At 42.2% G+C, this 22,743-nt stretch carries 24 protein-coding genes and 1 other annotated feature; of the genes, 4 read left to right on the top strand and 20 right to left on the bottom strand.

Annotation, left to right across the window (positions count from 1 at the left end):
• Window positions 1-134 precede the first annotated feature (134 nt).
• Together ADG03_RS09745 and ADG03_RS09750 are read left to right on the top strand one after the other, a co-directional pair.
• Window positions 135-584, top strand: coding sequence for an NUDIX hydrolase (locus ADG03_RS09745; protein WP_049472955.1), 450 nt, complete (start codon window positions 135-137; stop codon window positions 582-584).
• Window positions 585-651: 67 nt separating this feature from the next.
• Window positions 652-954, top strand: a complete 303-nt coding sequence (locus ADG03_RS09750) for a DUF1827 family protein (RefSeq protein ID WP_003012157.1) — start codon at window positions 652-654, stop codon at window positions 952-954.
• A 79-nt stretch (window positions 955-1,033) separates the two neighbouring features.
• Here the strand turns inward: ADG03_RS09750 and ADG03_RS09755 are convergent, their stop codons facing one another.
• The 14 genes from ADG03_RS09755 to typA all read right to left on the bottom strand — a co-directional run bounded on the left by ADG03_RS09755 (window position 1,034) and on the right by typA (window position 16,447).
• Window positions 1,034-1,468 (bottom strand): GNAT family N-acetyltransferase, encoded by a 435-nt coding sequence (locus ADG03_RS09755; RefSeq protein ID WP_049472957.1) that lies wholly within the window; start codon window positions 1,466-1,468, stop codon window positions 1,034-1,036.
• Window positions 1,469-1,528: 60 nt separating this feature from the next.
• Entirely contained in the window at window positions 1,529-4,321 is a 2,793-nt protein-coding gene (gene ileS, locus ADG03_RS09760; RefSeq protein WP_049472959.1) for an isoleucine--tRNA ligase, read from the bottom strand.
• A 253-nt stretch (window positions 4,322-4,574) separates the two neighbouring features.
• Window positions 4,575-5,402 (bottom strand): DivIVA domain-containing protein, encoded by an 828-nt coding sequence (locus tag ADG03_RS09765; RefSeq protein WP_021152770.1) that lies wholly within the window; start codon window positions 5,400-5,402, stop codon window positions 4,575-4,577.
• Between the two features lie 9 nt (window positions 5,403-5,411).
• Entirely contained in the window at window positions 5,412-6,203 is a 792-nt protein-coding gene (locus ADG03_RS09770; protein WP_080976937.1) for a YlmH family RNA-binding protein, read from the bottom strand.
• Between the two features lie 6 nt (window positions 6,204-6,209).
• Window positions 6,210-6,473 (bottom strand): YggT family protein, encoded by a 264-nt coding sequence (locus ADG03_RS09775; RefSeq protein WP_049472962.1) that lies wholly within the window; start codon window positions 6,471-6,473, stop codon window positions 6,210-6,212.
• 1 nt (window position 6,474) lies between these two features.
• Window positions 6,475-7,104: a cell division protein SepF gene (locus ADG03_RS09780; RefSeq protein ID WP_003005962.1), complete on the bottom strand. Its 630-nt coding sequence runs from the start codon at window positions 7,102-7,104 to the stop codon at window positions 6,475-6,477.
• 9 nt (window positions 7,105-7,113) lie between these two features.
• Entirely contained in the window at window positions 7,114-7,782 is a 669-nt protein-coding gene (locus tag ADG03_RS09785; protein WP_049472963.1) for a YggS family pyridoxal phosphate-dependent enzyme, read from the bottom strand.
• Window positions 7,783-7,784: 2 nt separating this feature from the next.
• Window positions 7,785-9,050 (bottom strand): cell division protein FtsZ, encoded by a 1,266-nt coding sequence (gene ftsZ, locus ADG03_RS09790; RefSeq protein WP_003005955.1) that lies wholly within the window; start codon window positions 9,048-9,050, stop codon window positions 7,785-7,787.
• A 15-nt stretch (window positions 9,051-9,065) separates the two neighbouring features.
• Complete coding sequence (gene ftsA / locus ADG03_RS09795) at window positions 9,066-10,454, bottom strand: cell division protein FtsA (RefSeq protein ID WP_003005953.1); 1,389 nt, start codon at window positions 10,452-10,454, stop codon at window positions 9,066-9,068.
• 142 nt (window positions 10,455-10,596) lie between these two features.
• On the bottom strand, window positions 10,597-11,820 hold the full coding sequence (locus tag ADG03_RS09800) for a cell division protein FtsQ/DivIB (protein ID WP_049472964.1): 1,224 nt from the start codon (window positions 11,818-11,820) through the stop codon (window positions 10,597-10,599).
• Window positions 11,804-12,886: a UDP-N-acetylglucosamine--N-acetylmuramyl-(pentapeptide) pyrophosphoryl-undecaprenol N-acetylglucosamine transferase gene (locus ADG03_RS09805; protein WP_049472965.1), complete on the bottom strand. Its 1,083-nt coding sequence runs from the start codon at window positions 12,884-12,886 to the stop codon at window positions 11,804-11,806. The genes ADG03_RS09800 and ADG03_RS09805 overlap by 17 nt, the downstream gene beginning before the upstream one ends.
• A gap of 1 nt (window position 12,887) precedes the next feature.
• Window positions 12,888-14,237 carry a UDP-N-acetylmuramoyl-L-alanine--D-glutamate ligase gene (gene murD / locus ADG03_RS09810; protein WP_049472967.1) on the bottom strand — a complete coding sequence of 450 codons (1,350 nt, stop codon included), beginning with the start codon at window positions 14,235-14,237 and terminating at the stop codon, window positions 12,888-12,890.
• A gap of 90 nt (window positions 14,238-14,327) precedes the next feature.
• A complete protein-coding gene (locus ADG03_RS09815; RefSeq protein WP_004219693.1) occupies window positions 14,328-14,576 on the bottom strand; it encodes a DUF3165 family protein in 249 nt (82 codons plus the stop codon).
• Between the two features lie 23 nt (window positions 14,577-14,599).
• Window positions 14,600-16,447: a translational GTPase TypA gene (gene typA / locus ADG03_RS09820; protein WP_003005937.1), complete on the bottom strand. Its 1,848-nt coding sequence runs from the start codon at window positions 16,445-16,447 to the stop codon at window positions 14,600-14,602.
• 178 nt (window positions 16,448-16,625) lie between these two features.
• On the opposite strand from typA, the gene ADG03_RS09825 reads away from it, so the two are divergent.
• On the top strand, window positions 16,626-17,351 hold the full coding sequence (locus ADG03_RS09825) for a 16S rRNA pseudouridine(516) synthase (protein WP_049472968.1): 726 nt from the start codon (window positions 16,626-16,628) through the stop codon (window positions 17,349-17,351).
• Window positions 17,352-17,394: 43 nt separating this feature from the next.
• Here ADG03_RS09825 and ADG03_RS09830 read toward each other — a convergent pair whose 3' ends face one another.
• Complete coding sequence (locus ADG03_RS09830; protein ID WP_013903208.1) at window positions 17,395-17,778, bottom strand: rhodanese-like domain-containing protein; 384 nt, start codon at window positions 17,776-17,778, stop codon at window positions 17,395-17,397.
• The gene (locus ADG03_RS09835; RefSeq protein ID WP_003017930.1) at window positions 17,778-17,996 is read right to left on the bottom strand and encodes a YqgQ family protein; all 219 of its coding nucleotides are present in this window, start codon (window positions 17,994-17,996) and stop codon (window positions 17,778-17,780) included. Before ADG03_RS09835 ends, ADG03_RS09830 begins: the two co-directional genes overlap by 1 nt.
• A gap of 87 nt (window positions 17,997-18,083) precedes the next feature.
• On the opposite strand from ADG03_RS09835, the gene ADG03_RS09840 reads away from it, so the two are divergent.
• Window positions 18,084-18,743: a prepilin peptidase gene (locus tag ADG03_RS09840; RefSeq protein WP_049472969.1), complete on the top strand. Its 660-nt coding sequence runs from the start codon at window positions 18,084-18,086 to the stop codon at window positions 18,741-18,743.
• Between the two features lie 7 nt (window positions 18,744-18,750).
• Here the strand turns inward: ADG03_RS09840 and trpB are convergent, their stop codons facing one another.
• The 4 genes from trpB to ADG03_RS09860 all read right to left on the bottom strand — a co-directional run bounded on the left by trpB (window position 18,751) and on the right by ADG03_RS09860 (window position 22,547).
• On the bottom strand, window positions 18,751-19,938 hold the full coding sequence (gene trpB / locus ADG03_RS09845; RefSeq protein WP_003017923.1) for a tryptophan synthase subunit beta: 1,188 nt from the start codon (window positions 19,936-19,938) through the stop codon (window positions 18,751-18,753).
• A gap of 121 nt (window positions 19,939-20,059) precedes the next feature.
• Window positions 20,060-20,295: a binding site (T-box leader), on the bottom strand.
• A gap of 67 nt (window positions 20,296-20,362) precedes the next feature.
• A complete protein-coding gene (locus tag ADG03_RS09850) occupies window positions 20,363-20,890 on the bottom strand; it encodes a VanZ family protein (RefSeq protein WP_049472970.1) in 528 nt (175 codons plus the stop codon).
• Entirely contained in the window at window positions 20,877-21,965 is a 1,089-nt protein-coding gene (gene rlmN, locus ADG03_RS09855) for a dual-specificity RNA methyltransferase RlmN (RefSeq protein ID WP_003005918.1), read from the bottom strand. Before rlmN ends, ADG03_RS09850 begins: the two co-directional genes overlap by 14 nt.
• 6 nt (window positions 21,966-21,971) lie before the next feature.
• Complete coding sequence (locus tag ADG03_RS09860) at window positions 21,972-22,547, bottom strand: YutD family protein (protein WP_021152756.1); 576 nt, start codon at window positions 22,545-22,547, stop codon at window positions 21,972-21,974.
• Window positions 22,548-22,743: the final 196 nt, after the last annotated feature.

Below are 22,743 nucleotides of genomic sequence, written 5' to 3' on the forward strand. Positions count from 1 at the left end.
GGAGTGTTTAACTAAACAAATTTATACTTCAGACAAAGTAGCTTTTTTTGCACAAGTTCAGCAGTTTATTCTTGACAGCTTTCACCTCGTCCATTATGATAATAATAAAGATACTAGATAATGAGGAAAATTCAATGACAAATCCTACTTTTGGTGAAAAGAAACAAGATGTGACCTACGTCAATCGCTATGGTGTCTACGCTGTTATTCCCAATAAGGACAAGGATCAGATCATCCTCGTTCAAGCTCCTAATGGAGCTTGGTTCTTACCTGGAGGGGAAATTGAGGCAGGTGAAGATCACGTGCAAGCTCTGAAACGGGAACTGATCGAAGAATTAGGCTTTACCGCTATTTTAGGGCAATACTATGGCCAAGCAGATGAGTATTTCTATTCCAGTCATCGCGACACCTACTACTACAATCCTGCCTATATTTATGAAGTGGTAGACTATACAGAGACTCAAAAACCACTGGAAGATTTTAACAATCTTGCTTGGTTTCCTGTAGATGAAGCGATTGAAAAACTCAAACGTGGTAGTCACAAATGGGGCATTGAACAGTGGAAAAATACCCACAAAAAATAAAGGAATTCTTTCACAAAAAATAAAAAAGTGCTATAATAAATGAAGATAGAGGTTAGGAGGAACTCATATGAAGCTCATTAATACCACAAATAGTCATGCTGCACTGGTCAAAAGCCAACTTGCCAGCACTGACGCCTTGCTTGTCGAGGTTTATTCCGCGGGCAATACCGATGTTGTTTTTACACAGGCCCCAACACACTATGAATTATTGATCAGTAACAAACACCGAGCTATTCGTGAAACTGAAGTAGAAAAAATTCGTGAGTTCTTTTTAAAACGTAAGATTGATCTTCAAATCATTGACCAATCCGCTATTAAAACCCTCTACTCCGATAAACTAATTGAAATTTCCTTTCCAATTACTAAGTAAGGTCAATTTGCCTTACTTTTTTATTTGGTATCTTTTCCAAAAAAATCCTTTCACCTCGATTATGAGATGAAAGGATTCTTTATTTCTGATAGATCATTTTTACGTGAGGGGTAGAAGCCAAGAGAAAGGGCTCGCTCACCGTTTGAAAACCTAATTTTTCATACAAGCCTACCACCTGTTCTTGAGCCTCAATTTCAATGGTCCGTTCAGGAAATCTTTGTTCACAAAGGTCCAAAATTTGCTCTACCATAGCCTTTCCTAGTCCTTGACCACGACTGCCTTCGGCAACAGCCACTCGGCCAAAATGAATTGTCAGCCCTGTTTCGAATATGCGAGCATAGGCATCCACACGTCCTTCCCTATTTTGATGAAAAAGATGGATAGATCGATAATCAACATCATCGAGATCATTGTAGATCCTAGTTTGTTCCACGACAAAAGTCTCTAATCGTAGCTGAACGATCTCGTAAAACTCTTTCAGTTCTAGTTCCTTAAATTCTTTCTGGTACCACATAACTTCCTCTTTATTGAAAAGTCGCAAGGAGACTCTCTCCCTGCGATTTTTCACATCTTATTATTTAGCTTCAAATCCTTCTGCGACTGCGTCCGCAAAGTTCTCTTCGACGATGCTTGCACAGTGATCACAGATAGTTGCGTGGTAGTGACGTTCAGCCGTTGTTGGATCGATGCGACGGCAACGGTCACAAACTTCACCAGCTGCACGTTCAACCGTGAAGGCTACATCTTCAAAGGTCACTGCACCTTCTGGAGCTGGGCCTTCTGCGATAGTCAATTCAGAAACAATCAAGAGTTGGGCAACATTGCTATCAACAGCTCCAAGAAGTGTTTTCACAACTTCATTTGGATAAACTGTCAAATGAGCTTCGAGTGATTTACCGATCACTTTTTCATTCCGCGCTTCTTCCAAGGCTTTTTGCGCTTGACCACGGAAGTCCATGAAGGCTGACCATGTATCCAAGATTTCTTCTTGGTTGGCAAACGTTTCTGCTTCTGGTAATTCTGTCAATTGAACAAAATCTTCGGCTTCAAACTCAAGATAGGACCAGATTTCTTCAGCAGTGTGAGGAAGGATTGGTGTCAAGAGTTTGGTGATTTTCACAAGGATGTCATAGAAGACCGTTTGCATTTGACGGCGTTCGAGGGATTTAGCTCCTTCGATGTAAACAACATCCTTGGCAAAATCCAGGTAGAAGGCTGACAAGTCAACGTTGATAAAGTTAACAAGCGCCTTGTAGATCGTCAAGAACTCAAAGTTTTCATAAGCATCACGAATGGTCTTGACAAGCTGGTTAAAGCGAATGGTCATGTACTTGTCCACTGAACGAAGCTCGTCATAAGCAACTGCATCCTCAGCTGGATTAAAGTCAGAAGTGTTGGCAATCAAGAAACGAAGAGTATTCCGGATCTTACGGTAAGTCTCAGACACTTGGCTCAAGATATCCATTGAGATACGCACGTCATTACTTGAGTCTACACTGGTTACCCAGAGACGCAAGATTTCAGCACCAAATTGCTTTTCAACATCACTTGGGGCAATGGTATTTCCAAGTGATTTAGACATTTTCTCACCTTTACCATCTAAAGCAAAACCTTGAGACAAGATTTGTTTGTATGGTGCAACACCATGATTCGCCACAGATGTGATAAGAGATGAGTTGAACCAACCACGATATTGGTCTGAACCTTCAAGATAAAGATCTGCTGGATATTTGAGTTCTGGACGGTTCACCACAACCCCATTCCATGATGAACCTGAGTCAAACCAGACGTCCATGATATCTGTTTCTTTTGTAAATTCGCCATTCGGTGAACCAGGATGCGTAAACCCTTCTGGCAAGAGGTCTTTCGCTTCACACTGCCACCAGATGATCGAACCATGCTCTTCAAAGAGTTGAGCCACATGTTCGATGGTTTCAGCTGTCATGATTGGTGTCCCGTCTTCTGCATAGAAGATTGGAAGAGGCACACCCCAGGCACGTTGACGAGAGATGACCCAGTCACCACGGTCACGAATCATGTTGTAAAGACGGACTTTCCCCCATTCTGAGTGGAATTTCACTTTTTCAATTTCGTCCAAGATATCTTGACGGAATTTTGATACAGAAGCGAACCACTGTGGCACGGCACGCCAGATGATTGGTTTTTTCGTCCGCCAGTCAAATGGGTAGGAGTGAGAGATTTCTTCTTGAGCAAGGAGCAAATCGCCAAGTTTTTCGATAACCGTTGGAACAACCTTGTCGTAGAATTGACCTGCAAAATCAGTACCAGCATTCTCCATCATAATACCGCGTTCGTTAACAGTAACAGCAACTTCGAGGCCATTGGCAATCCCTACATTGTAGTCATCCTCACCAAAACCAGGAGCGGTATGGACGATACCAGTACCTGAATCAAGGGTTACATGCTCACCAAGGATCACCAATTCATCCACTTCAGGATCCCATGGATGTTCTGTAACGATATGGTTCAATTCTTTTCCTTGGTAAGTTGCAAGGACTTCAGCATTTTCCCAACCGAATTTTTCAGAAAGGCTTGGCAAGAGCTCAGATGCTACGACGTACTTGCGGTCAGATCCAGCAGGTTTCACTACGACATAATCAAACTCTGCACCCACCGTCAATCCACGAGAAGCTGTAACCGTAAATGGAGTTGTTGTCCAAACAACGATGTAGGTATCTGTATCTAGGACACCCTTACCATCTTTAACCTTGTTCGCATAGTAAAGAGATGTTGATACCAAATCATGGTATTCAATTTCCGCTTCAGCGAGGGCTGATTCAGAAGACCAAGACCAGTAAACTGGCTTAGCTCCACGGTAGATATAGCCTTTATTGGCCATTTCACCAAAGACGCGGATTTGTGCTGCTTCATAGTCAGGCGTCAAGGTTACATAAGGATGATCCCAATCACCTGAAACACCTAAGCGTTTGAAGTCTTCGCGTTGTTTATCTACTTGAGAAAGAGCGTATTCACGGCAGAGTTTCAAGTACTCAACCAAGTCCATTTCTTTACGTTTCACACCTTGTTTAGCCAAGACTTGCTCAATTGGCAAACCATGGGTATCCCAACCTGGGATATAAGGGGCGTAAAAGCCTGACATAGACTTGGAACGAACAATGATATCTTTTGAGATCTTGTTCATGGCATGCCCTACGTGAATATTTCCGTTAGCATAGGGAGGTCCATCATGAAGCGTAAAATGCGGTTTTCCTTCATTCAACTCTTGACGGCGTTGATACAATTTTGCATCTTCCCATTCTTTTTGCCAAACTGGTTCTTTCGTTGGAAGCCCAGCCCGCATTGGAAAAGCTGTTTTTCCAAGATTCAATGTTTCTTTGAGTTTCATTGTGTCTCCTTATTGATTTAAAAGTTATAAAAAAAACACGAGCATCCTAAAAAGGACGATTGCTCGTGGTACCACCTTTGTTCGAGAAGTCGCAAGCGACCTTCTCCTCTCATCCCGTAACGAGGGAAACGTCCGTTCTTACTCAAGGGTTCAGAACGAATACTGTAAAAGGATCATCCATTAAGAGGGAGTGCAGATCTTCCACCATCATCTGCTCGCTAGACCTATCATTAATGGACCTGTTTTTACAAAATTATAAAATATTGACAGATTCACGATTTGCATCATCTTCTGGTTGAACAGTTTCTTCAACCTCAACGACTTCCTCATTTTCATGACGAGCGTGCTCTGCTTCTTCTAAAGCGGATTGAACTTTTTCATTCAAACCTTCAAACGCTTGTGTTGCACCCAATTCTAAATTAGCAGCTTCGATGCGTTTTTGCAATTCTTCGATTTCAGCTGGAGAGAATTGACGAGTCAAATCAATGTTATCATCTTCTGCATGATGATGGTGAACAGATTCACCCAAAGCTTTCTCCACAATTTCACGGAAAGCTTCATCACTTGTTTGAATGTACATAGCTGTTGGACGAAGAATTTCATCCCATTCAGGTGTATCGATAATGCTCAATTGGCTTTCGATGGTTGATTTCAAACGTTGATGGAAGACGCGTGTCTTGTTCTTCAATTCCTCTGTTTCAACGGCAACCTTCTTGGCATTATCCGTTGCATGACGAAGGATTTCATTTGCTTTTTGTTTTGCTTCATCTACTAAATGTTGTGCATCTTGTTCAGCTTGACGAACAATATTTTCAGAACGTTCGTTAGCTGCTTGTTTGACACGTTCAGCAGTATCTTGTGCAATCAAAACAGATTGACTCAATGAATCTTTCATTTCATCAAAATAGTTTAATCGTTCTTCAAGAGCTTGAATTTTTGCTTCTTGATCATGATTTAAACGAACAAGATCTTCATAATCGCGAACAACGATATCTAGAAATTCTTCTACTTCGTTCGCATCATATCCTCTAAATTTAACGCCAAAAGTTTTATCTTTAATTTCTAAAGCAGTAAGAGCCATAACTCCTCCTCATTTTTTACTTAAGAGTACTTCAACAGTTACTTTATATTTTCCACTCTTTGAAATACCATTTTCAGAAACAATTTTAAGACGCCCAAAGCGTCGAACACTGACTAAATCATTCAAACCTACAGCATAGCTAACATTGGAATTAGTCGCATAGTTAACTTTCACTAAACCAGAACTAATCAACTGACTAGCTTGTGAGCGCGAAAGCTTGAAGGTCCCAGCAATCACCTTATCTAACCGATAACTCGACACGAGAATATCTCGCTGCTGGCTTTCTTCCTCTACGATCATTTGTTCAGAGAGAGGAACTTCCCTCAGCTTAACAGGTACCCGAGAAATTTTCTGGATGTGATCCATAAAATAGTGAACAAAACGCTGTTCAACAAATACTTGGATCTTTCCATCACTCGTTAGAATATCTCCAAAGGACTTGCGCTCCACACCTAATTGGTGAACAATGGTCCCCAGTACCTGGGAATGGGTCAAGTGATGAAATTTTGAAGCATAGACCATTTCCAATAAGGCCAGATCAAAGTCACTTGGATCTAATTGGTAATAATCCGGAGCAACAATAACCTTGGCATACTCCATTTTCTGCTCATCACTAGAAACAAAGACCTGTAATTGGTAGCTTGCCGCGACATTTCGTAAAATAGTGACCTGATGAGGGTTTAAAAAGCCCGTCACCTCAACAGAATAGCGTTCCACCACTCTTTCAGACAATTCAATACAACGATCAATAAATTCGTGATCTTCGCGATTGAAATGTTGGTAAATCTCTTTCTGTCCCATCATATTCTATCCAATCAAAAGTAGGAACAAGCGGGCTAATAACTGATTCATCAGGTTCAAAACCAAAAGTGCTATCCAAACTGTGAAATCTAAACCTCCCACCTGCAAGGGTAACTTTCTAAAAAGGCTCAAAAATGGTTCAACTAGGCGGTGAACCATTTGTCCGAGAGTACTCTGAGGTGCCCCAGGGAACCAAGATAGTAAGGCATAGATGACAAGAATGATGGAATAGATTTGAATGATATTTGATAAGTATTGAAAGATAATCATCTTAACGATTACGTTTCATATCATAGTCAAATTCTGTCACTTCCACATCATTTGGAAGGCGGATATCTTCAATGTTAACGACAACATTAATTGGAGTCAACAAGTACATGGTACTTGCCACACGACGAAGATTTCCTGCTAAAACATAACGAGCCCCATCCAAATAATCTAAACAACGACGTGCTTGTACTTCTGTCATATATTGGAAGTCAATCAAGATACTCTCATTAGATAGTAATAGATCAACAATTTCAGTCGCTTCCTCGTATTTGCGGGGATAGCGTACATCAATGGTAATCTTTTCATCTGTATTCGCACGATTAGCAGCCAATTCACGTTGACGTTCATGCAAGCGAGTAATATTTTCAGATGTATTTTTCGTTGTTGAAACAGGTTCCTTCACTGCCGCTGTAGACACTGGAGTCGTAACAGGTGCGACAGGAGTCGGTTTTGGTTTTACTGGTTCTCTTTGACTAATCTGTGGACGTGGAGAAGTCACTTGAGGAGTCGGCTGTGGCTGTGGAACTGGTTGTGTTTCTGCCCCAGCTGCTTTTGCCTCGCGAACTTCTACTTCTTCACCGTCTTCTGTGAAGTAGTCAATAAAGTTGTTAAATTTATCTTTTAATGACATAGTTCTTTCCTATTTAAAAAATGATGTCCCAATTCTAACATAAGTCGCTCCGTTCGCAATGGCTACTTCAAAGTCACGACTCATACCCATACTTAGTTCTGAAAAAGGCATATTTTTTAATTGTTTCTTTTCTAGTTGTTTCTGAAGTTGGTGAGTTTTTGAAAAAATATCCTGCAACTCTTCTTGACTAGCCTCAAAAGGAGCCATCGTCATTAAACCAACAATTTCAATTTTGTCCAGCTGTGCGATTTCCGCTAAAACATCATCCAGTTCATCGGGTGCAAATCCATGCTTACTTTCTTCACCAGAAATGTTCACTTGGAGGAAACACTTGATTGGGTGTTCTGCTCGCTTTTGAATTTCTTGAGCCAGCTTCACCGAATCCAAGGCATGAAAGTAATCGACAAGATTGATCACGTCTTTTACTTTCCGCCGTTGGAGGCTCCCAATCAAGTGCCAAGTGAGGTCATACTCTTTTAGAGCTTGATACTTTTCTAGGAATTTATCGACACGATTTTCACCGATATGTTGGATACCTGTTTTCACCAGTGCTTCTGTTGTGGCAACATCCACATACTTGGTGACAGCTATCACATTAACTTGATCTCGACGGTTAGCTTTGTTTCTTGCTGTTTCTACTTGTTGCCGAACAAGATCAGCATTCTCTCCCAGATTCATGATTAACGATTCCGGAAGAATGGTGGTGTTTCCAATTCATCATCATCTGAAGATGAATCTACGTAACGATCAACTTGATGTGTTGATGTTGGTTCAGTTTGGCGAACGATATTCTCACGACGAATATCCCAATCACCAAAGGCTGAGCCACGGTTTGGTTCTACCGCTGGACGACTTGGAGTTGTTGGCAATTCAACATCTTGTTTCAAATCAAATTCACGGTCAAATGGCGCAGCTTGTGGGCGTTGTTCACGTGGTCCTGTTTTATAAGGACGTTGTGAGGAAGCAATGCCGCTAACGCGTTCTACCTTGTCTTGACGGACACCAGTTGCAACAACCGTCACGCGGATTTCATCTTTAAGAGATTCATCAATAGATGTACCCAACCAGATGTTCACTCCGTGACCTGCAGCTTGGTTCACAATTTCTGAAGCTTCTTCAGCTTCGATCAATGTCATATCCAAACCACCTGTTACGTTGACGATCACGTCTTCTGCACCATCAATTGTAGTTTCAAGAAGTGGAGAGTAAATGGCTTTACGAGCCGCTTCGATAACGCGTTCTTCACCGCTACCAACACCAATACCCATGAGGGCATTCCCCTTGTTTTCCATAACAGTCTTCACGTCTGCAAAGTCAAGGTTGATCAATCCAGGACTTGTGATCAAGTCAGTGATCCCTTGAACACCTTGACGAAGAACGTTATCTGCTTCACTCAAAGCTTCAAGAAGCGGTGTCTTCTTGTCTACAATTTCAAGCAAGTTGTTATTAGAAATAATCAACAATGTATCTACATGTTCGCGAAGTTCGTTGATCCCTTCAATAGCGAAGTTGCCACGTTTTGAACCTTCAAACCCGAATGGACGAGTCACAACGGCTACTGTCAAAGCACCTACAGCTTTAGCAATACGAGCGATGACTGGTGCAGCACCTGTACCAGATCCTCCACCCATCCCTGCAGTGATGAAGACCATGTCTGCACCTTGCAACGCTTCTGTTAACACTTCTTCGCTTTCTTCAGCTGCCTTACGACCAACTTCAGGTTGACCTCCAGCACCCAATCCACGAGTCAATTTTGGACCCAATTGGATAACTGTTTCAGCTTTTGCACTTGAAAGTGCTTGAACATCTGTATTAGCTGCGATGAATTCTACACCGGCAACGCCTTCGTCAATCATACGATTGATGGCGTTACCGCCACCGCCACCGACACCGATTACTTTAATTACTGCACCTTGTGCCGCTGCTGTGTCAAATGAAAATGTCATAAATACTTACACTCCTTAATCAAACATATTACCGATCAAATTTTTCATTCGGTCTGTGAATGTAGTTTTTGGTTCTTGTTTGCTATCATTGCTTGCTGCTGGAATTTCTTGAGCATCCACTGGAGATTCAATCTTCTCAGCATTGTATGCAGGTACTACCGGTTGTGCTGGAGCAGCAGGTTGTGGTTGTACTTGTGGTTGCACTGGACGATCAAATTGAATCGGTTGTTGACGCAAGACTTCGTCTCCATGAACCGCAGCTTGAGCAATAATATCCACATCTGTCAAATTGCCTGCATATTCAGACAAGCTAATTACATGGGCAAAAGCTGGATTGCGAATTCCAATTTGATTTGGAACAAACAATTTCACATTTACACCAAAGACTTCTTGAGCCAATTCTTCAACACCAGGAAGGATCGCACCTCCACCGATAATCACAATACCACCAGGAAGATCCAACAAATGTCTTCTCTCAAGGTCTTGTTTGATTTGCTCAAAGATGTGTTTGATACGTGCTGAAATGATTTCAGCTAAATACTTCTCAGTCACTTCAACTGGCTCTACTTCACCGATGACTTCTACATGGAAGACTTCGTTTCCAGCAGATGGCACATAGGCTTCACCATAATTGAACTTCAAGCCTTCTGCCAATTTTTGAGAAGTTTTCAATACTTTAGAAATATCTTTGGTAACATAATCGCCACCTTCTTGGTAGATATTTGTAAATTGAAGTTCTTGGCTGCGAACAGATGCCACCGTTGTTTGGCCACCACCCATATCGATCACCGTTGCTCCGAATTCACGTTCGCCTTCATTCAAGACTGTTTTGATCATCGCAAGCGGTGAAATGATGATGTTTTCAACTTGTAAGCCTGCACGTTCAACGGTTTTACGCAAATTGTGCAAGATTGTACGAGGTCCTGTATAAAGAAGGCCACGCATTTCAAGTCGGATCCCCATCATTCCGCGTGGATCGCGGATTCCTTGGAAACCATCTACTGTGAATTCTTCAGGAATGAAGGTGATTACTTCACGATCCGGTGTCATGCTTTTTGTGAGTGCAGATTTGACAACATTTTCAACATCTGCATCTGTGATTTCTTTCGAATCACTTGTGACTGGAATCATTCCTTGAGTTGCTTCGATTTGTAGTAAGTTTGCAGGCAACCCAACATTGACTAGATTGATTGAAATCCCTGCTTTTTCTTCAGCTTGGCTGATTGCATTTTTAATTGCATTTGAAGCAGCTTCGATATCTACTATAATTCCATCTTTGACGCCAGCACTTTTTGCATTGCTGACTCCAATTACATTCATTTCTCCATTGACATGTTCTGCCACCAATACTTTTATTGAACTAGTACCGATATCTAAACCTGTAAAAAAGCCGTCTCTAGCCATTACACCAGTCCTCTCTCTTTATTTGTTTTCACTTTACATCTATTTATAGCCCTTTTAGTTGGAACTATCCAAACTTCATTATATCACAAAGAAGCCTAAAATGGACATTTTTTCTTCAATTATTTGAGATAATTTATGGGCTTTACTCATTCCCAGAAGAATTCTCTCCTTCTGGATTCTGTTCTGGATTCTGTTCTTGGCTTGCTTCCTCAGAATGTTCTTCTTGCTTTTCTGTACTTTCAGCCTTTCCTTTTTCAGCTTGCTCTTTGGCAGCTGCAATGGATTGTTCACTATAGCTGAATACTCCAGCCTCCATATCAATGGTGGAATCATCGTCTAATTGCTTACTGATCGCCTTATAATAAGGAAGCTTGCGGGTAATTTGGGAAACAGGCACCAAGATTTTATTATCGTTTTTCATAGTGATGGTCACCAGATCCTTGGTGACCTTGCTCGGAGTCAGATCTACCGAAACAATTTTATCCGTAATGGAAGAAGAAATAGACTTCATTTCTTGGACAAATTGTCTAACTAATTCTCGATCTGAGAATTTTAAACTAATATAGGAGGACGGCAATTCCGAAGCTGGAGTTACTGTCTCAACGACTTCTCCATTTTCTAATACTGGATAGTGGTCTTCTCCGGTCACATAATAAGCAACTACTTTGTGTTCCACGACATTGACTTTAAAGGTCACTGGGAATTGATAATGCATGTGCACTTCTTTGATCCACGGACTAGCCGTTTTCATATTTTGTTCATAGACCGATTTATGAAGGAAGGTCGTCAGAGTATAATCTTCTTCCTTAATGCGACTTTTTTCATACAAGAGTTGCTGATCAACCGCTTTGTTCCCTGAAAATTCAATTACTTTCTGTGTGGACAAGGGGCTTAAAAAGTAGATCGAGAGAAGGGCGACAATCGAGCTGATTCCGATAACCGGAAGGGCACGATAGATGTGGCGTTTTGCCACTGTCGGTTCCTTCTTTGGTTTTTTCGTCTTCAAGCCTTTAAAAAATGAAGGCTTTCTCTCTTGCTTCTCTGAAGGATCTAGCTCCTCTATAGCCGGATCATCCTCTTCTCCTTCTGAACTTTCTCCATCTGCTTCTGGATCCTCTTCGGCCTCAGATTCATCTTCCTCTTCAGGCTCTTCTATTTTTTCAGATTCTTCCTCTGAGACAGAAGTTGTTTCTTTTTCTGAAAGGTCTTCGTCTTCTTTTGCTTCTTCGCTTTCAGTTTCCTCTGTTTCAGCTTCTTCCGCTTTTTCAAGCGCTTTTTTTTCTAAATATTCTTTGTTTCTTTTTTGCCAGGCTGACAATTCTGTAATTTTGTCATCCGTTGGCGTTTTTTTATTGTCGTCCGTCATCTTTTCCCTTACTGATATCTTTTTGAAGCAGGCCATAAAAATCGTCTAGTGAAAGGAGTTCTGTCGATTTTTCCATTGCTTGGTGGTAGACTTGGCTTTGCTTCAACATTTCTTGAATGGTTTTATTGAAGGTTTCGAGCGTCAATTGATCTTCCTGCAATTGCTCTGCATAACCTTTATCCACAAAATATTGGGCATTTTCAATCTGATCGCCACGGCTGGCTTCTTTTCCTAGCGGTACAATCAAATGGAGTTTGTTCATAGCCAAGAGTTCAAACAAGGTATTGGCTCCACCCCTAGTCACCACTAAATCAGCCTTATGGAGCATGGGCAAATACTGATCGGTTACATAATCCACTCGATACAAACCGCCCTCAGCCTGATTCAATGTTGAATCGCCCGTCAAATTGATGATATTGTAGTGCTGCAAGAGCTCTGCTTTGTTCTCTGTCACAAATTCATTAAAGACACGCGCACCAGCAGATCCTCCGACAAAGAGAAGGGTCGACAAGTCTTTTCGGAAACCTTTTGTTTTTTCTTCTAATTCTTCAGAAGTCGGCGGAATATGATCTGTAACCTTGGTTACCGCACCGATATGCGCACTCTTTGTCAAACCATGAGCTTGCTCAAAAGTCGTGTACATCTTGGTAGCGAATTTATAAGCAATTTTATTGGCCAATCCCATAGAAAGATCGGACTCATGGATATAGACAGGAACACGCGTGAGTCGGGCTGCGATCACTGGTGGCACAGAAACAAATCCTCCTTTTGAGAAGAGAACTTGTGGGCGCACACGAAGCAGGATTGCAATGGACTGGAGCGTCCCCCAAGCCACCTTGAACACATCCATCATATTTTGGAAAGAGAAATAGCGACGCAATTTCCCCGTTGCAATTGAATGGAAGCGCACGTCTAAGCCAGACTTTTTGATCTCTTGGTATTCGATTCCTTTTTTGTCTCCAATATAATGAACTTCCCATCCATCTTCGATAAATTTTGGAATCAAGAGGAGATTAAGGGTCACATGTCCCACGGTTCCCCCACCAGTAAACATTATTTTTTTCATCTTATTTCAACCCTTTTACTGTAGCAAGGAATTCATCCCCACGCACTTCAAAATTCGGATACATATCCCAGCTGGCATTAGCAGGACTTAGTAGCACAACATCTCCGGGGCTAGCCAAGTCGAAGGCTTTCTTTGTAGCATCCGCTACATCTGCCGCATCAACATAAGAGACGCCAGCTTTATCTGCTGCGCGTTTCACTCGAGGAGCTGATTCCCCTAGAATCACCATTTCCTTTAAACCAGTAATGTGAGGCACCAATTCATCAAATTCATTGCCACGATCGAGCCCCCCTGCAATCAAGATCACCTTGCTGTTATCAAAACCAGAAAGAGCTTTTTGTGTTGCTAGAATATTAGTCGATTTGCTATCATTGTAGAATTTGACACCTTGAATCTCATCCACATATTGAAGACGGTGTTTCACTCCTCCAAAGGCTGACAAGGTTTCTTTAATGACCTCATTCTCTACTCCCCGGACTTTTGCGACCGCAATCGTTGCCAAGGCATTCTCTACATTGTGGCTACCTGGAACTCCCAGTTCATCTGCTCGCATAACAACTTCTCCCTTAAACTTGAGAAGTCCATCTTCCAAATAAGCCCCATCCACTTTTTCAACCGTTGAAAATGGAAGGACCCTTGCCTTGGTTTTTGTAGCGAGTTCTTTGGCCAGGTCTTGATTGAAGTTCAAGACAATGACATCTTTTTCTGTCATATTCTTTTGAAGATTCCATTTGGCAGCTACATAATTTTCAAAAGAACCATGATAGTCGATATGGGTCGGCATGAGGTTGGTAATCACTGCAATCTCTGGATGGAAGGCTTCAATTCCCATCAATTGGAAAGAAGACAATTCCATGACCAGAACATCCTTTTCTGTTGCTGTTTGTGCAACTTGACTAGCTGGAAAACCGATATTTCCAGACAATAGACCACCTTGACCGGCAGCCGTCAAGACTTCCCCGATCATGGTTGTCGTCGTCGTTTTTCCGTTTGATCCTGTAATCCCAATAATTGGCGCATCCGAAATCAGATAGGCCAATTCCACTTCAGTGAGGACGGGAATGCCTTTTTCAAGCGCTTTTTCAACCATTGGATTCGAATAAGGGATTCCTGGATTTTTGACCATGACTGCAAAGTCTTCATCCAACAATTCCAAAGGGTGACCTCCTGTCACAACTTTAATCCCTTCTTCCAGTAAACTTTGTGCTGCTGGATTTTCTTCAAAAGGTTTGCCATCATTGACGGTCACAATCGCTCCTAAGCGATCTAACAAACGGGCAGCTGACTCGCCTGACTTAGCCAAACCTAATACAAGAACCTTTTTATTTTCAAATTGTTTCACAAATTTCATGATTTCTTCGCTCCATTTTTATCACTCTCTATTTTACCTTTTTTTAGCAAAATTAAAAAGCCCAAAGGGCTTTAAAAATCACGTCAGCGTTTATTTTTTCTGTTTGGTCGTCATTTTGGAAATATCCACCAAAGCCAGGTAGCCAACAAAGGCAAGAAAGGCACCGACAAAAAACTCAGACGGTAGTTGGAATATCTGAAAAATGGCGAGACAAGTCAGTACGATAATGGAGACGATTAAGACCACCATTGTGACACTGTTTAAGGTACCACGAATACTTTTGGGGGTCATAAAAAGGTAAAAAAGGAGAATCAAAATCCCTAAGATAAAATAGACCATTTTGTTTCTCCTTTCTTTCCGTATTATTCAGCAGCTGCTGATTTTTTCTTTTTATTTGCTTTTTCGCGTTCTGCTTTGTTCAAGATTTGTTTCCGCAAACGGATAGATTCAGGCGTTACTTCCATGTACTCATCGTCGTTCAAGAACTCAAGAGATTCTTCCAAGGTCAAGATACGAGGAGTCTTGATAACCGCTGTTTGGTCCTTAGTAGCTGAACGAACGTTGGTCATTTGTTTAGCTTTCGTAATGTTTACGGTCAAGTCGTTCTCACGAGAGTTTTCCCCGATGATCATTCCTTCGTAAACTTCTGTACCTGGATTGACAAAGATCGTACCACGTTCTTCGATAGACATGATAGAGTATGTGGTTGCTTTTCCGTTATCGATTGAGACAAGAGCACCACGGTGACGTCCACCGATTTCTCCTGGAATCACTGGCAAGTATTGATCAAAGGTGTGGTTCATGATTCCGTAACCACGTGTCATTGACAAGAACTCTGTTGAGTATCCAATCAAACCACGCGCTGGAACAAGGAAGACCAAACGAGTTTGACCGTTACCAGTTGAGATCATATCCAACATTTCACCTTTACGTTCAGAAAGGCTTTGGATAACAGATCCTTGGTATTCTTCTGGTGTGTCGATTTGTACGCGCTCAAATGGTTCACATTGGACACCATCAATTTCTTTGATGATAACTTCTGGACGAGATACTTGCAATTCGTATCCTTCACGACGCATGGTTTCGATCAAGATAGACAAGTGCAATTCCCCACGTCCTGAAACGGTCCATTTATCAGGTGAATCAGTTGGGTCAACGCGAAGAGAGACGTCTGTTTGCAATTCCGCTTGCAAGCGTTCTTCAACTTTACGAGAGGTTACCCATTTTCCTTCGCGACCAGCAAATGGTGAGTTGTTAACCAAGAAGGTCATTTGAAGCGTTGGTTCATCGATGTGAAGAATTGGAAGAGCTTCAACTGCGTCTGTCGGTGTGATGGTTTCTCCAACAAAGATATCTTCCATACCAGAGATCGCGATCAAGTCGCCCGCTTTGGCTTCTTGAATTTCACGACGTTCCAAACCAAAGAAACCAAAGAGTTTGGTAACACGGAAGTTCTTAGTCGTTCCATCCAATTTAGAAAGGGTTACTTGGTCCCCAACTTTTACAGTACCACGGAAGACACGTCCGATACCGATACGTCCAACGAAGTCGTTGTAATCAAGCAGGGATACTTGGAATTGAAGGGGCTCATCTGAGTTATCAACTGGAGCTGGGATGTGATCAATAATGGTATCAAAGATCGGTGCCATTGTGTGCTCTTGATCAGCTGGATCATCTGAAAGTGAAGAGGTTCCGTTGATCGCTGATGCATATACAACTGGGAATTCCAATTGGTCATCATCCGCACCCAATTCGATGAAGAGTTCAAGAACTTCGTCTACAACTTCTTCTGGACGAGCAGATGGTTTATCGATTTTGTTAACTACAACGATCGGAACAAGGTCTTGTTCCAAGGCTTTTTTCAATACGAAACGCGTCTGAGGCATGGTTCCTTCGTAGGCATCTACGACCAATACAACCCCATCAACCATTTTCATGATCCGTTCCACTTCTCCACCGAAGTCCGCGTGTCCTGGTGTGTCCATGATATTGATTCGAGTTCCGTTATAAGCAACGGCTGTATTTTTAGCAAGGATCGTGATCCCACGTTCTTTTTCAAGATCGTTTGAGTCCATTGCACGTTCTTGCAATTCTTTACGTTCATCCAAGGTGTGCGATTGTTTCAACAATTCGTCTACCAAGGTTGTTTTCCCATGGTCAACGTGGGCAATGATCGCAACGTTACGAATATCTTCTCTTAATTTTGTCATGATTTCCTCTATAAAATTTTAAATAATATTTCTAACTGAACAATTATACCACAGTCCTATCTAAAAAACACAGTTCAGCTAGTTGTAAATGTTTTCATCTTCGTTTCTTTTCTCCGACTCGATTTCCTTTTCTTTTCATGATACACTGATGATAAGAATTTCAGAAAAAGAGGCTCCCATGAGATTAGATCAATTGATGGCAGACCATCAGTACGCTCGTAAAGACATCAAACAACTTTTGGCCCGAAGGCAAATCTTGGTCGATCACCTACCAGCTCAAAAGCTATCCCAAAACATCGACCCTGGACTCCAACAGATTCAAATAGGGGAACGAATCATTCAAGAATCGCGTCACCACTACTACATGCTCCATAAACCAATCGGGGCCGTGACTGCCAAAAGAGACGCCCACCATCCAACGGTGATCGAGCTAGTGGATCCCCAGCAAGAGTACCCCGACCTCTATCCGCTTGGTCGCCTCGATCGCGATACCAGTGGTCTGCTCCTCCTCACAGATAATGGTCCCTTAGGCTTTCAACTGCTCCATCCTCAATACCATGTGGAGAAAGTCTATGAGGTAGAAGTCAATGGTCCGCTTTATGCAGCCCACATCGAGCAATTTCAGAATGGGATTCCATTCACAGACGGCCCTATCTGCAAGCCTGCCTCCTTGACCATTCTAGAAAGCCACCCCAGCTACAGCAAGGCCCAGGTCCGAATCTCAGAAGGAAAATACCACCAAGTGAAAAAGATGTTTTTGGCCGTTGGAGTCAAAGTAATGACCTTAAAACGCTTGTCTTTTGGTCCCTTCACCTTGGATCCTCAGTTAGCTCCTGGAGAAAGCCGGGCTTTGAATGAGGTGGAGCTCACATGGGTCAAAGACTACCTTGAAAAAACGAGATAAAAGAGCTCTAACCACACACTTTGTGCAGTTAGAGCTCTTTTTATTAAGCGTCTTTTTTCACTTTCCCATTCCAAGAATCGAGACCATAAGACAAGACATAAATGTCTGTATAACCCTGTTTCTTTAGATAGAGAGCCGCATTAGTTACACGCGAACTACGGCTATTTTCATAGAGCAAAATTGGTTTGTCTTTGCGCAAGGCTGCAAGACTCAACTTCAACTGAGTAGAAGGAATGTTGCGCGCTCCTAAAATATGCTTGGCATGAAACTCAGCTGGCTCTCGCAAGTCAATCAACTGCCCTTTACGAATCAGCTCTTCAAAAGTAGCATTGTCCACAAATTTAGCAGCTTTACGGATGCGGAAATAATTAAACGCCATCCATCCAAACGCTCCTAAAATAACCAACCAAACAATGATATTTCCCATCACTCTACCTCACTCTTTTTCAAAAATTCTAATTCTTGCTTGTGTTCTCTTCTTAAAACGGTATCGGCTTCTAAATAATCGAGCCGCTCCATCAGGCCTGCATCATAAAGACGTTGAAGCTCAATTTTCATCAATTCGATGTCATAGAGGCGCTTCCCTACGTAAATGATGATTCCAAAACGTTTTAAAAATTGTTGAACATCATACAGGTTTTTCATGTTCATTATTGTATCAAATTTAGAAAGGCTTTACAAGATTTTCAAGCAAATGATGAAATTTTCCGATTGCTTTACGAATAAATAAGTATGATCAACTTTTATTTTTTTACCATCGGTACTTGCATCGCCTCTTTTTTGGGACTAGTTGTCGATCGTTTTCCAAACCAATCCATTCTCGCTCCTCGCAGTCATTGTGATCAATGCCAGCACGTCCTTGGAGTTTGGGATCTCATCCCCATTATCTCGCAACTACTCCATCGTTTTCGCTGTCGCTATTGTCATCAGACCTACCCATTTTGGTACTGCCTTTTTGAGGTCTGGAGTGGCCTGCTCTTTTTAGCCTACGCCAATGGTTTCTTTTCTCTGCCTCAACTTCTAACACTACTGGGAGCTGCCGTTTTAGCCATCTATGACCTTCGCTTTATGGAATACCCTTTATTCATCTGGTGCTGTCTCCATGCCCTGGTCCTCTTTTTATCCGGTAGTAATCTCCTCATGCTGATCTTTTTACTCCTTGCAATCGGAGCTCACTTTTTCTTTATCGGAATGGGAGCAGGAGATTTCCTCTTACTAGCTACCTTCTCGCTAAGCTTTTCTTCTACTAAGATCCTCATTCTCATTCAGATCGCATCCATCTTAGGCATTCTCGTCTTTGCTCTCAAAAAAGAAAGAGACCGGATTCCCTTTGTACCCTGTCTCTTTCTCAGTTATCACGCTTTACTGCTTTATACAATGTTTTTCAGATAAGTTCTTCTTATTTTGCAGCTTTCGCTTCTAGATAATCAGCGATGGCAGCTACGTCCTTGTCCCCACGTCCGGAAACATTGATGATGATGATCTTGTCTTTATCCAATTGTGGAGCACGTTTGACTGCTTCTGCAATCGCGTGTGAGCTTTCAATGGCTGGGAGGATCCCTTCTGTCTTACTGAGAAGAAGAAGAGCTTCTACTGCTTCATCATCTGTCGCTGCTACATATTCGACACGACCAGAATCTTTAAAGAAAGCATGTTCTGGACCAACCCCTGGGTAGTCCAAACCAGCAGAGATCGAGTACACTGGCGCTACTTTTCCATCTTCGCCAAAGACTGCATAGGTCTTCATACCATCAACCACACCGATAGTCCCTTTGGTCATGGTCGCTGCGTGCTGATCGGTATCCAAGCCATGTCCAGCAGCTTCTACCCCAATCAAGCCGACTTCCTCTTCTGCGACATACTCAGAAAAGGCACCGATGGCATTAGAGCCACCACCGACACAGGCAATCACATAATCCGGCAAACGTCCTTCTTTTTCCAAGATTTGACGTTTAGATTCTTCACTGATTACTTTTTGGAATTCATGCACAATGGTTGGGTAAGGGTGAGGGCCAACAGCAGAACCCAAAACGTAAAAGGCATCGAGATCCGCCATCCATGCTCCAAACGCAGCATCAACGGCATCTTTCAAGGTCTTAGTCCCGGTTTCAACCGCATGGACGGTTGCCCCCATCATTTCCATGCGGAAGACATTCAAGCGTTGGCGCTCCACGTCTTCTGCCCCCATGTAGACATCACAGGCCATGCCAAACTTAGCTGCCGCAGCTGCTGTAGCCACACCGTGTTGACCAGCTCCTGTTTCAGCAATCACGCGCGTTTTGCCCATGCGTTTAGCCAAGAGGATTTGCCCCAAGACGTTATTTAATTTATGCGAACCTAGGTGATTCAAGTCTTCGCGCTTCAAATAAATTTTTGCTCCACCTAAATGCTCTGTCAAACTTTCCGCAAAGTAGAGCGGTGTTTCCCGACCAGAATAATCTTTCAAATAATGTTTGTATTCTGCGATAAATTCTGGATCATTTTTATATTGTTCAAAGGTTTCCTCTAATTGATTGAGCAAGTTTTGAATGGGTTCTGGTACGAAAGATCCACCAAATTGTCCGAAATAGCCTTTTGTTTCTGTCATGATTGTGTCCTCTTTTCTATATCTTCAATCTTGTTTATGATCTTTTTCTCTCGCGGGCCCTTTGAGCTGCAGTCTCACTGGGTTCCTTTGAGATACAAAAAACCTCACACAGAAAAATCTGTGTGAGGACGATTCGATACCGCGGTGCCACCTCAATTGTAGGAAGATATTCTTTCTCCTACATCTCTGACCTGTCTAACAACAGGGTGCACGATAAGGTGTGCTCACCGAATTTTTATTGTTTCAAATTCATTATCATAAACGCATCAGCCCATTTCAAGATTCACCACTGCTTGTTCGCAATCACCACAAGCTCCCTGGAAGTGAGAAAAATCTCTACTTTTCTGATGTCTTGAAGCTATTATAGCTCCCGCTTCTGACTTTGTCAACAAAAATTTTAAAAAACGGCTGAAATGTTCGGATTTTACATTTCCCCATTTTTTGCTAGCAATCTTGCTCGGAAATACTGAAAACCTAAATAAGCCAGATAAGCCCCTAAGGTATTGGTCCACAAATCATCTAGCTCAAAGACACGATTGGCATCAAACAAGAGATCTAACAGAACTTGGCTACATTCAATCCACAAGCTCATCGCAAAGCCGAAGCACAAGACCCGTTTTCGACTCCTCAACCAGGGCCATAGCCAGAGAAGTTGAAAGACCAGCGGGCTTAACAAAAAGATATTGGCTATATTTTGGAGGATGACCTTAATGAGTTGGAGGACACTGGTGATCTGACCAAGATTCATCACCGAATTAAGAGGAACCAGCAGGACGACGATGCGACCGAAATGTTGAATACCCGGTGTTTCCATACCCGGCTCTGGCTGTTGGGGCAAAAAACACATTAGACACAAAAGGATAAAATAGAAGAAGCTGCCACTCCGTAACAGCCTTCTTCCTCTTTTTGTTAGTTCTGTATGATCGATCAGCCCTTGTTTAAGGTTGCGCATGTTCAACAATCGCTTTCTCCCGATCCCGTTTCATGGTATTTGAACGCAATTGGCCACAGGCTGCATCAATATCTGTACCGTGCTCTTGACGCACTACACAGTTAACACCTTGTTTTTTCAAGGTATCATAGAAGGCCATGACCCGTTCTTTTGGACTCCGGCTATATTGGTCATGCTCGCTGACAGGATTGTAAGGAATCAAGTTAACATAAGACAATTTCTTGATATTCTTGAGCAATTCTGCCAACTCTAAGGCTTGCTCGACTCCATCATTGACTTCATTCAACATGATGTACTCAAAGGTCACCCGACGGTTCGTAGTCTCAATATAGTATTCAATCGCCGCAAACAATTTTTCAATTGGAAAGGCCCGGTTGATCTTCATGATGCTAGAGCGCAAGTCATTGTTTGGAGCATGAAGAGACACTGCCAAATTGACCTGCACACCTTCATTTGCAAAGTCACGAATTTTATGAGCCAAACCAGAAGTTGACACGGTAATATGTCGAGCACCGATTGCTAATCCCTTGTCATCGTTGACCGTCCGGATAAATTTCAAGACATTGTTATAGTTGTCAAATGGTTCTCCGATCCCCATGACAACGATATGGCTGACCCGTTCATCTTGGCCACGTTCGTCAAAGTATTTTTGGACCAACATGATTTGAGACACGATTTCCCCATTGTTCAAATCGCGTTGTTTTTTAATCAAACCAGAAGCACAGAAGGTACAACCGATATTGCATCCTACCTGAGTCGTTACACAGACAGATAAACCATAGTGCTGACGCATCAAGACGGTTTCAATCAACATGCCGTCTGGCAATTCAAAAAGATACTTAACCGTTCCATCTGCTGACTCTTGCACGATCCGTTGCTTGAGTGGGTTGACGACGAATTGATCATTTAACTTCGCAATCAAGTCCTTAGAAAGGTTGGTCATTTCTTCGAAGGACTGGACGCGTTTGCGATAGAGCCATTCCCAGATTTGTGCTGCACGGAACTTCTTTTCGCCGTTTTCTTCCGCCCAATCAATCATATCCTGGCGTGTTAAACTATAAATGGATGGTTTCATTCTTTCTTACTCCTCTTTTTGTCGAATCACAAAATGACGTTTGTTGTTCGTCTTCGTTGTTTTTTTCGTTTCAGTAGACGGTCTTGTTCTTTTCGAGTTATTCGTTGACTGTCCCTTGTCGCGTTCTCGTTTTTGGAAACGATCTTTTTGTTTGCGATTGCGCGAACGCTTCTTCGGTTCTCTTTCTTCTGATTGAGCTTTTTTGACCGGTGATTTCTTATCAAAAGAAGCACGATGAGGTTCCTTATTTTCAAGGACAAAATAAGCACAACCATAGCTACAATATTCTAACAAATAATCGTCTAAGCGACTTAATTTATCCATCGTTGCAACATCTCGCTCTTCCTTATAGAAGCCACGCAAGCGCAACTGCTCATTGCTCCAATCGCCAACAATGTAATCAAACTTGGTTAAAATCTCAGAAAATCGCTGACCAAAAACGGTCGCATCAAATGCTTCCTTCTCATTTTTCAAGAGCTCAAAGGAGAGGTTTTCTGAAAGGATCTGGTCTCCTACCTGACGAAACACAGGTCCAGGAAATTTATTGTAATTATATAATTCAGGGTCAATCTCTTTTCGCATAGTGTTCCTTCATCAAAATCTATTTACTGTAACACTTTATTCTATCATAAATTTGATGACTTGCGTCAGATTTGACTAGAAAAGAGTTGAAATTCCTTTGAGAGCAAAAAGAGAGTGGGATAGAAATCGGTAACTCGTTACAATTCGATTTCGTCGTCCCACCTCCGCACAGTTGAGTAGGGCTGTAAAAGCTGAT

The sequence above is a fragment of the Streptococcus parasanguinis genome, from assembly GCF_001069785.1.
Classification (GTDB): domain Bacteria; phylum Bacillota; class Bacilli; order Lactobacillales; family Streptococcaceae; genus Streptococcus; species Streptococcus parasanguinis_T.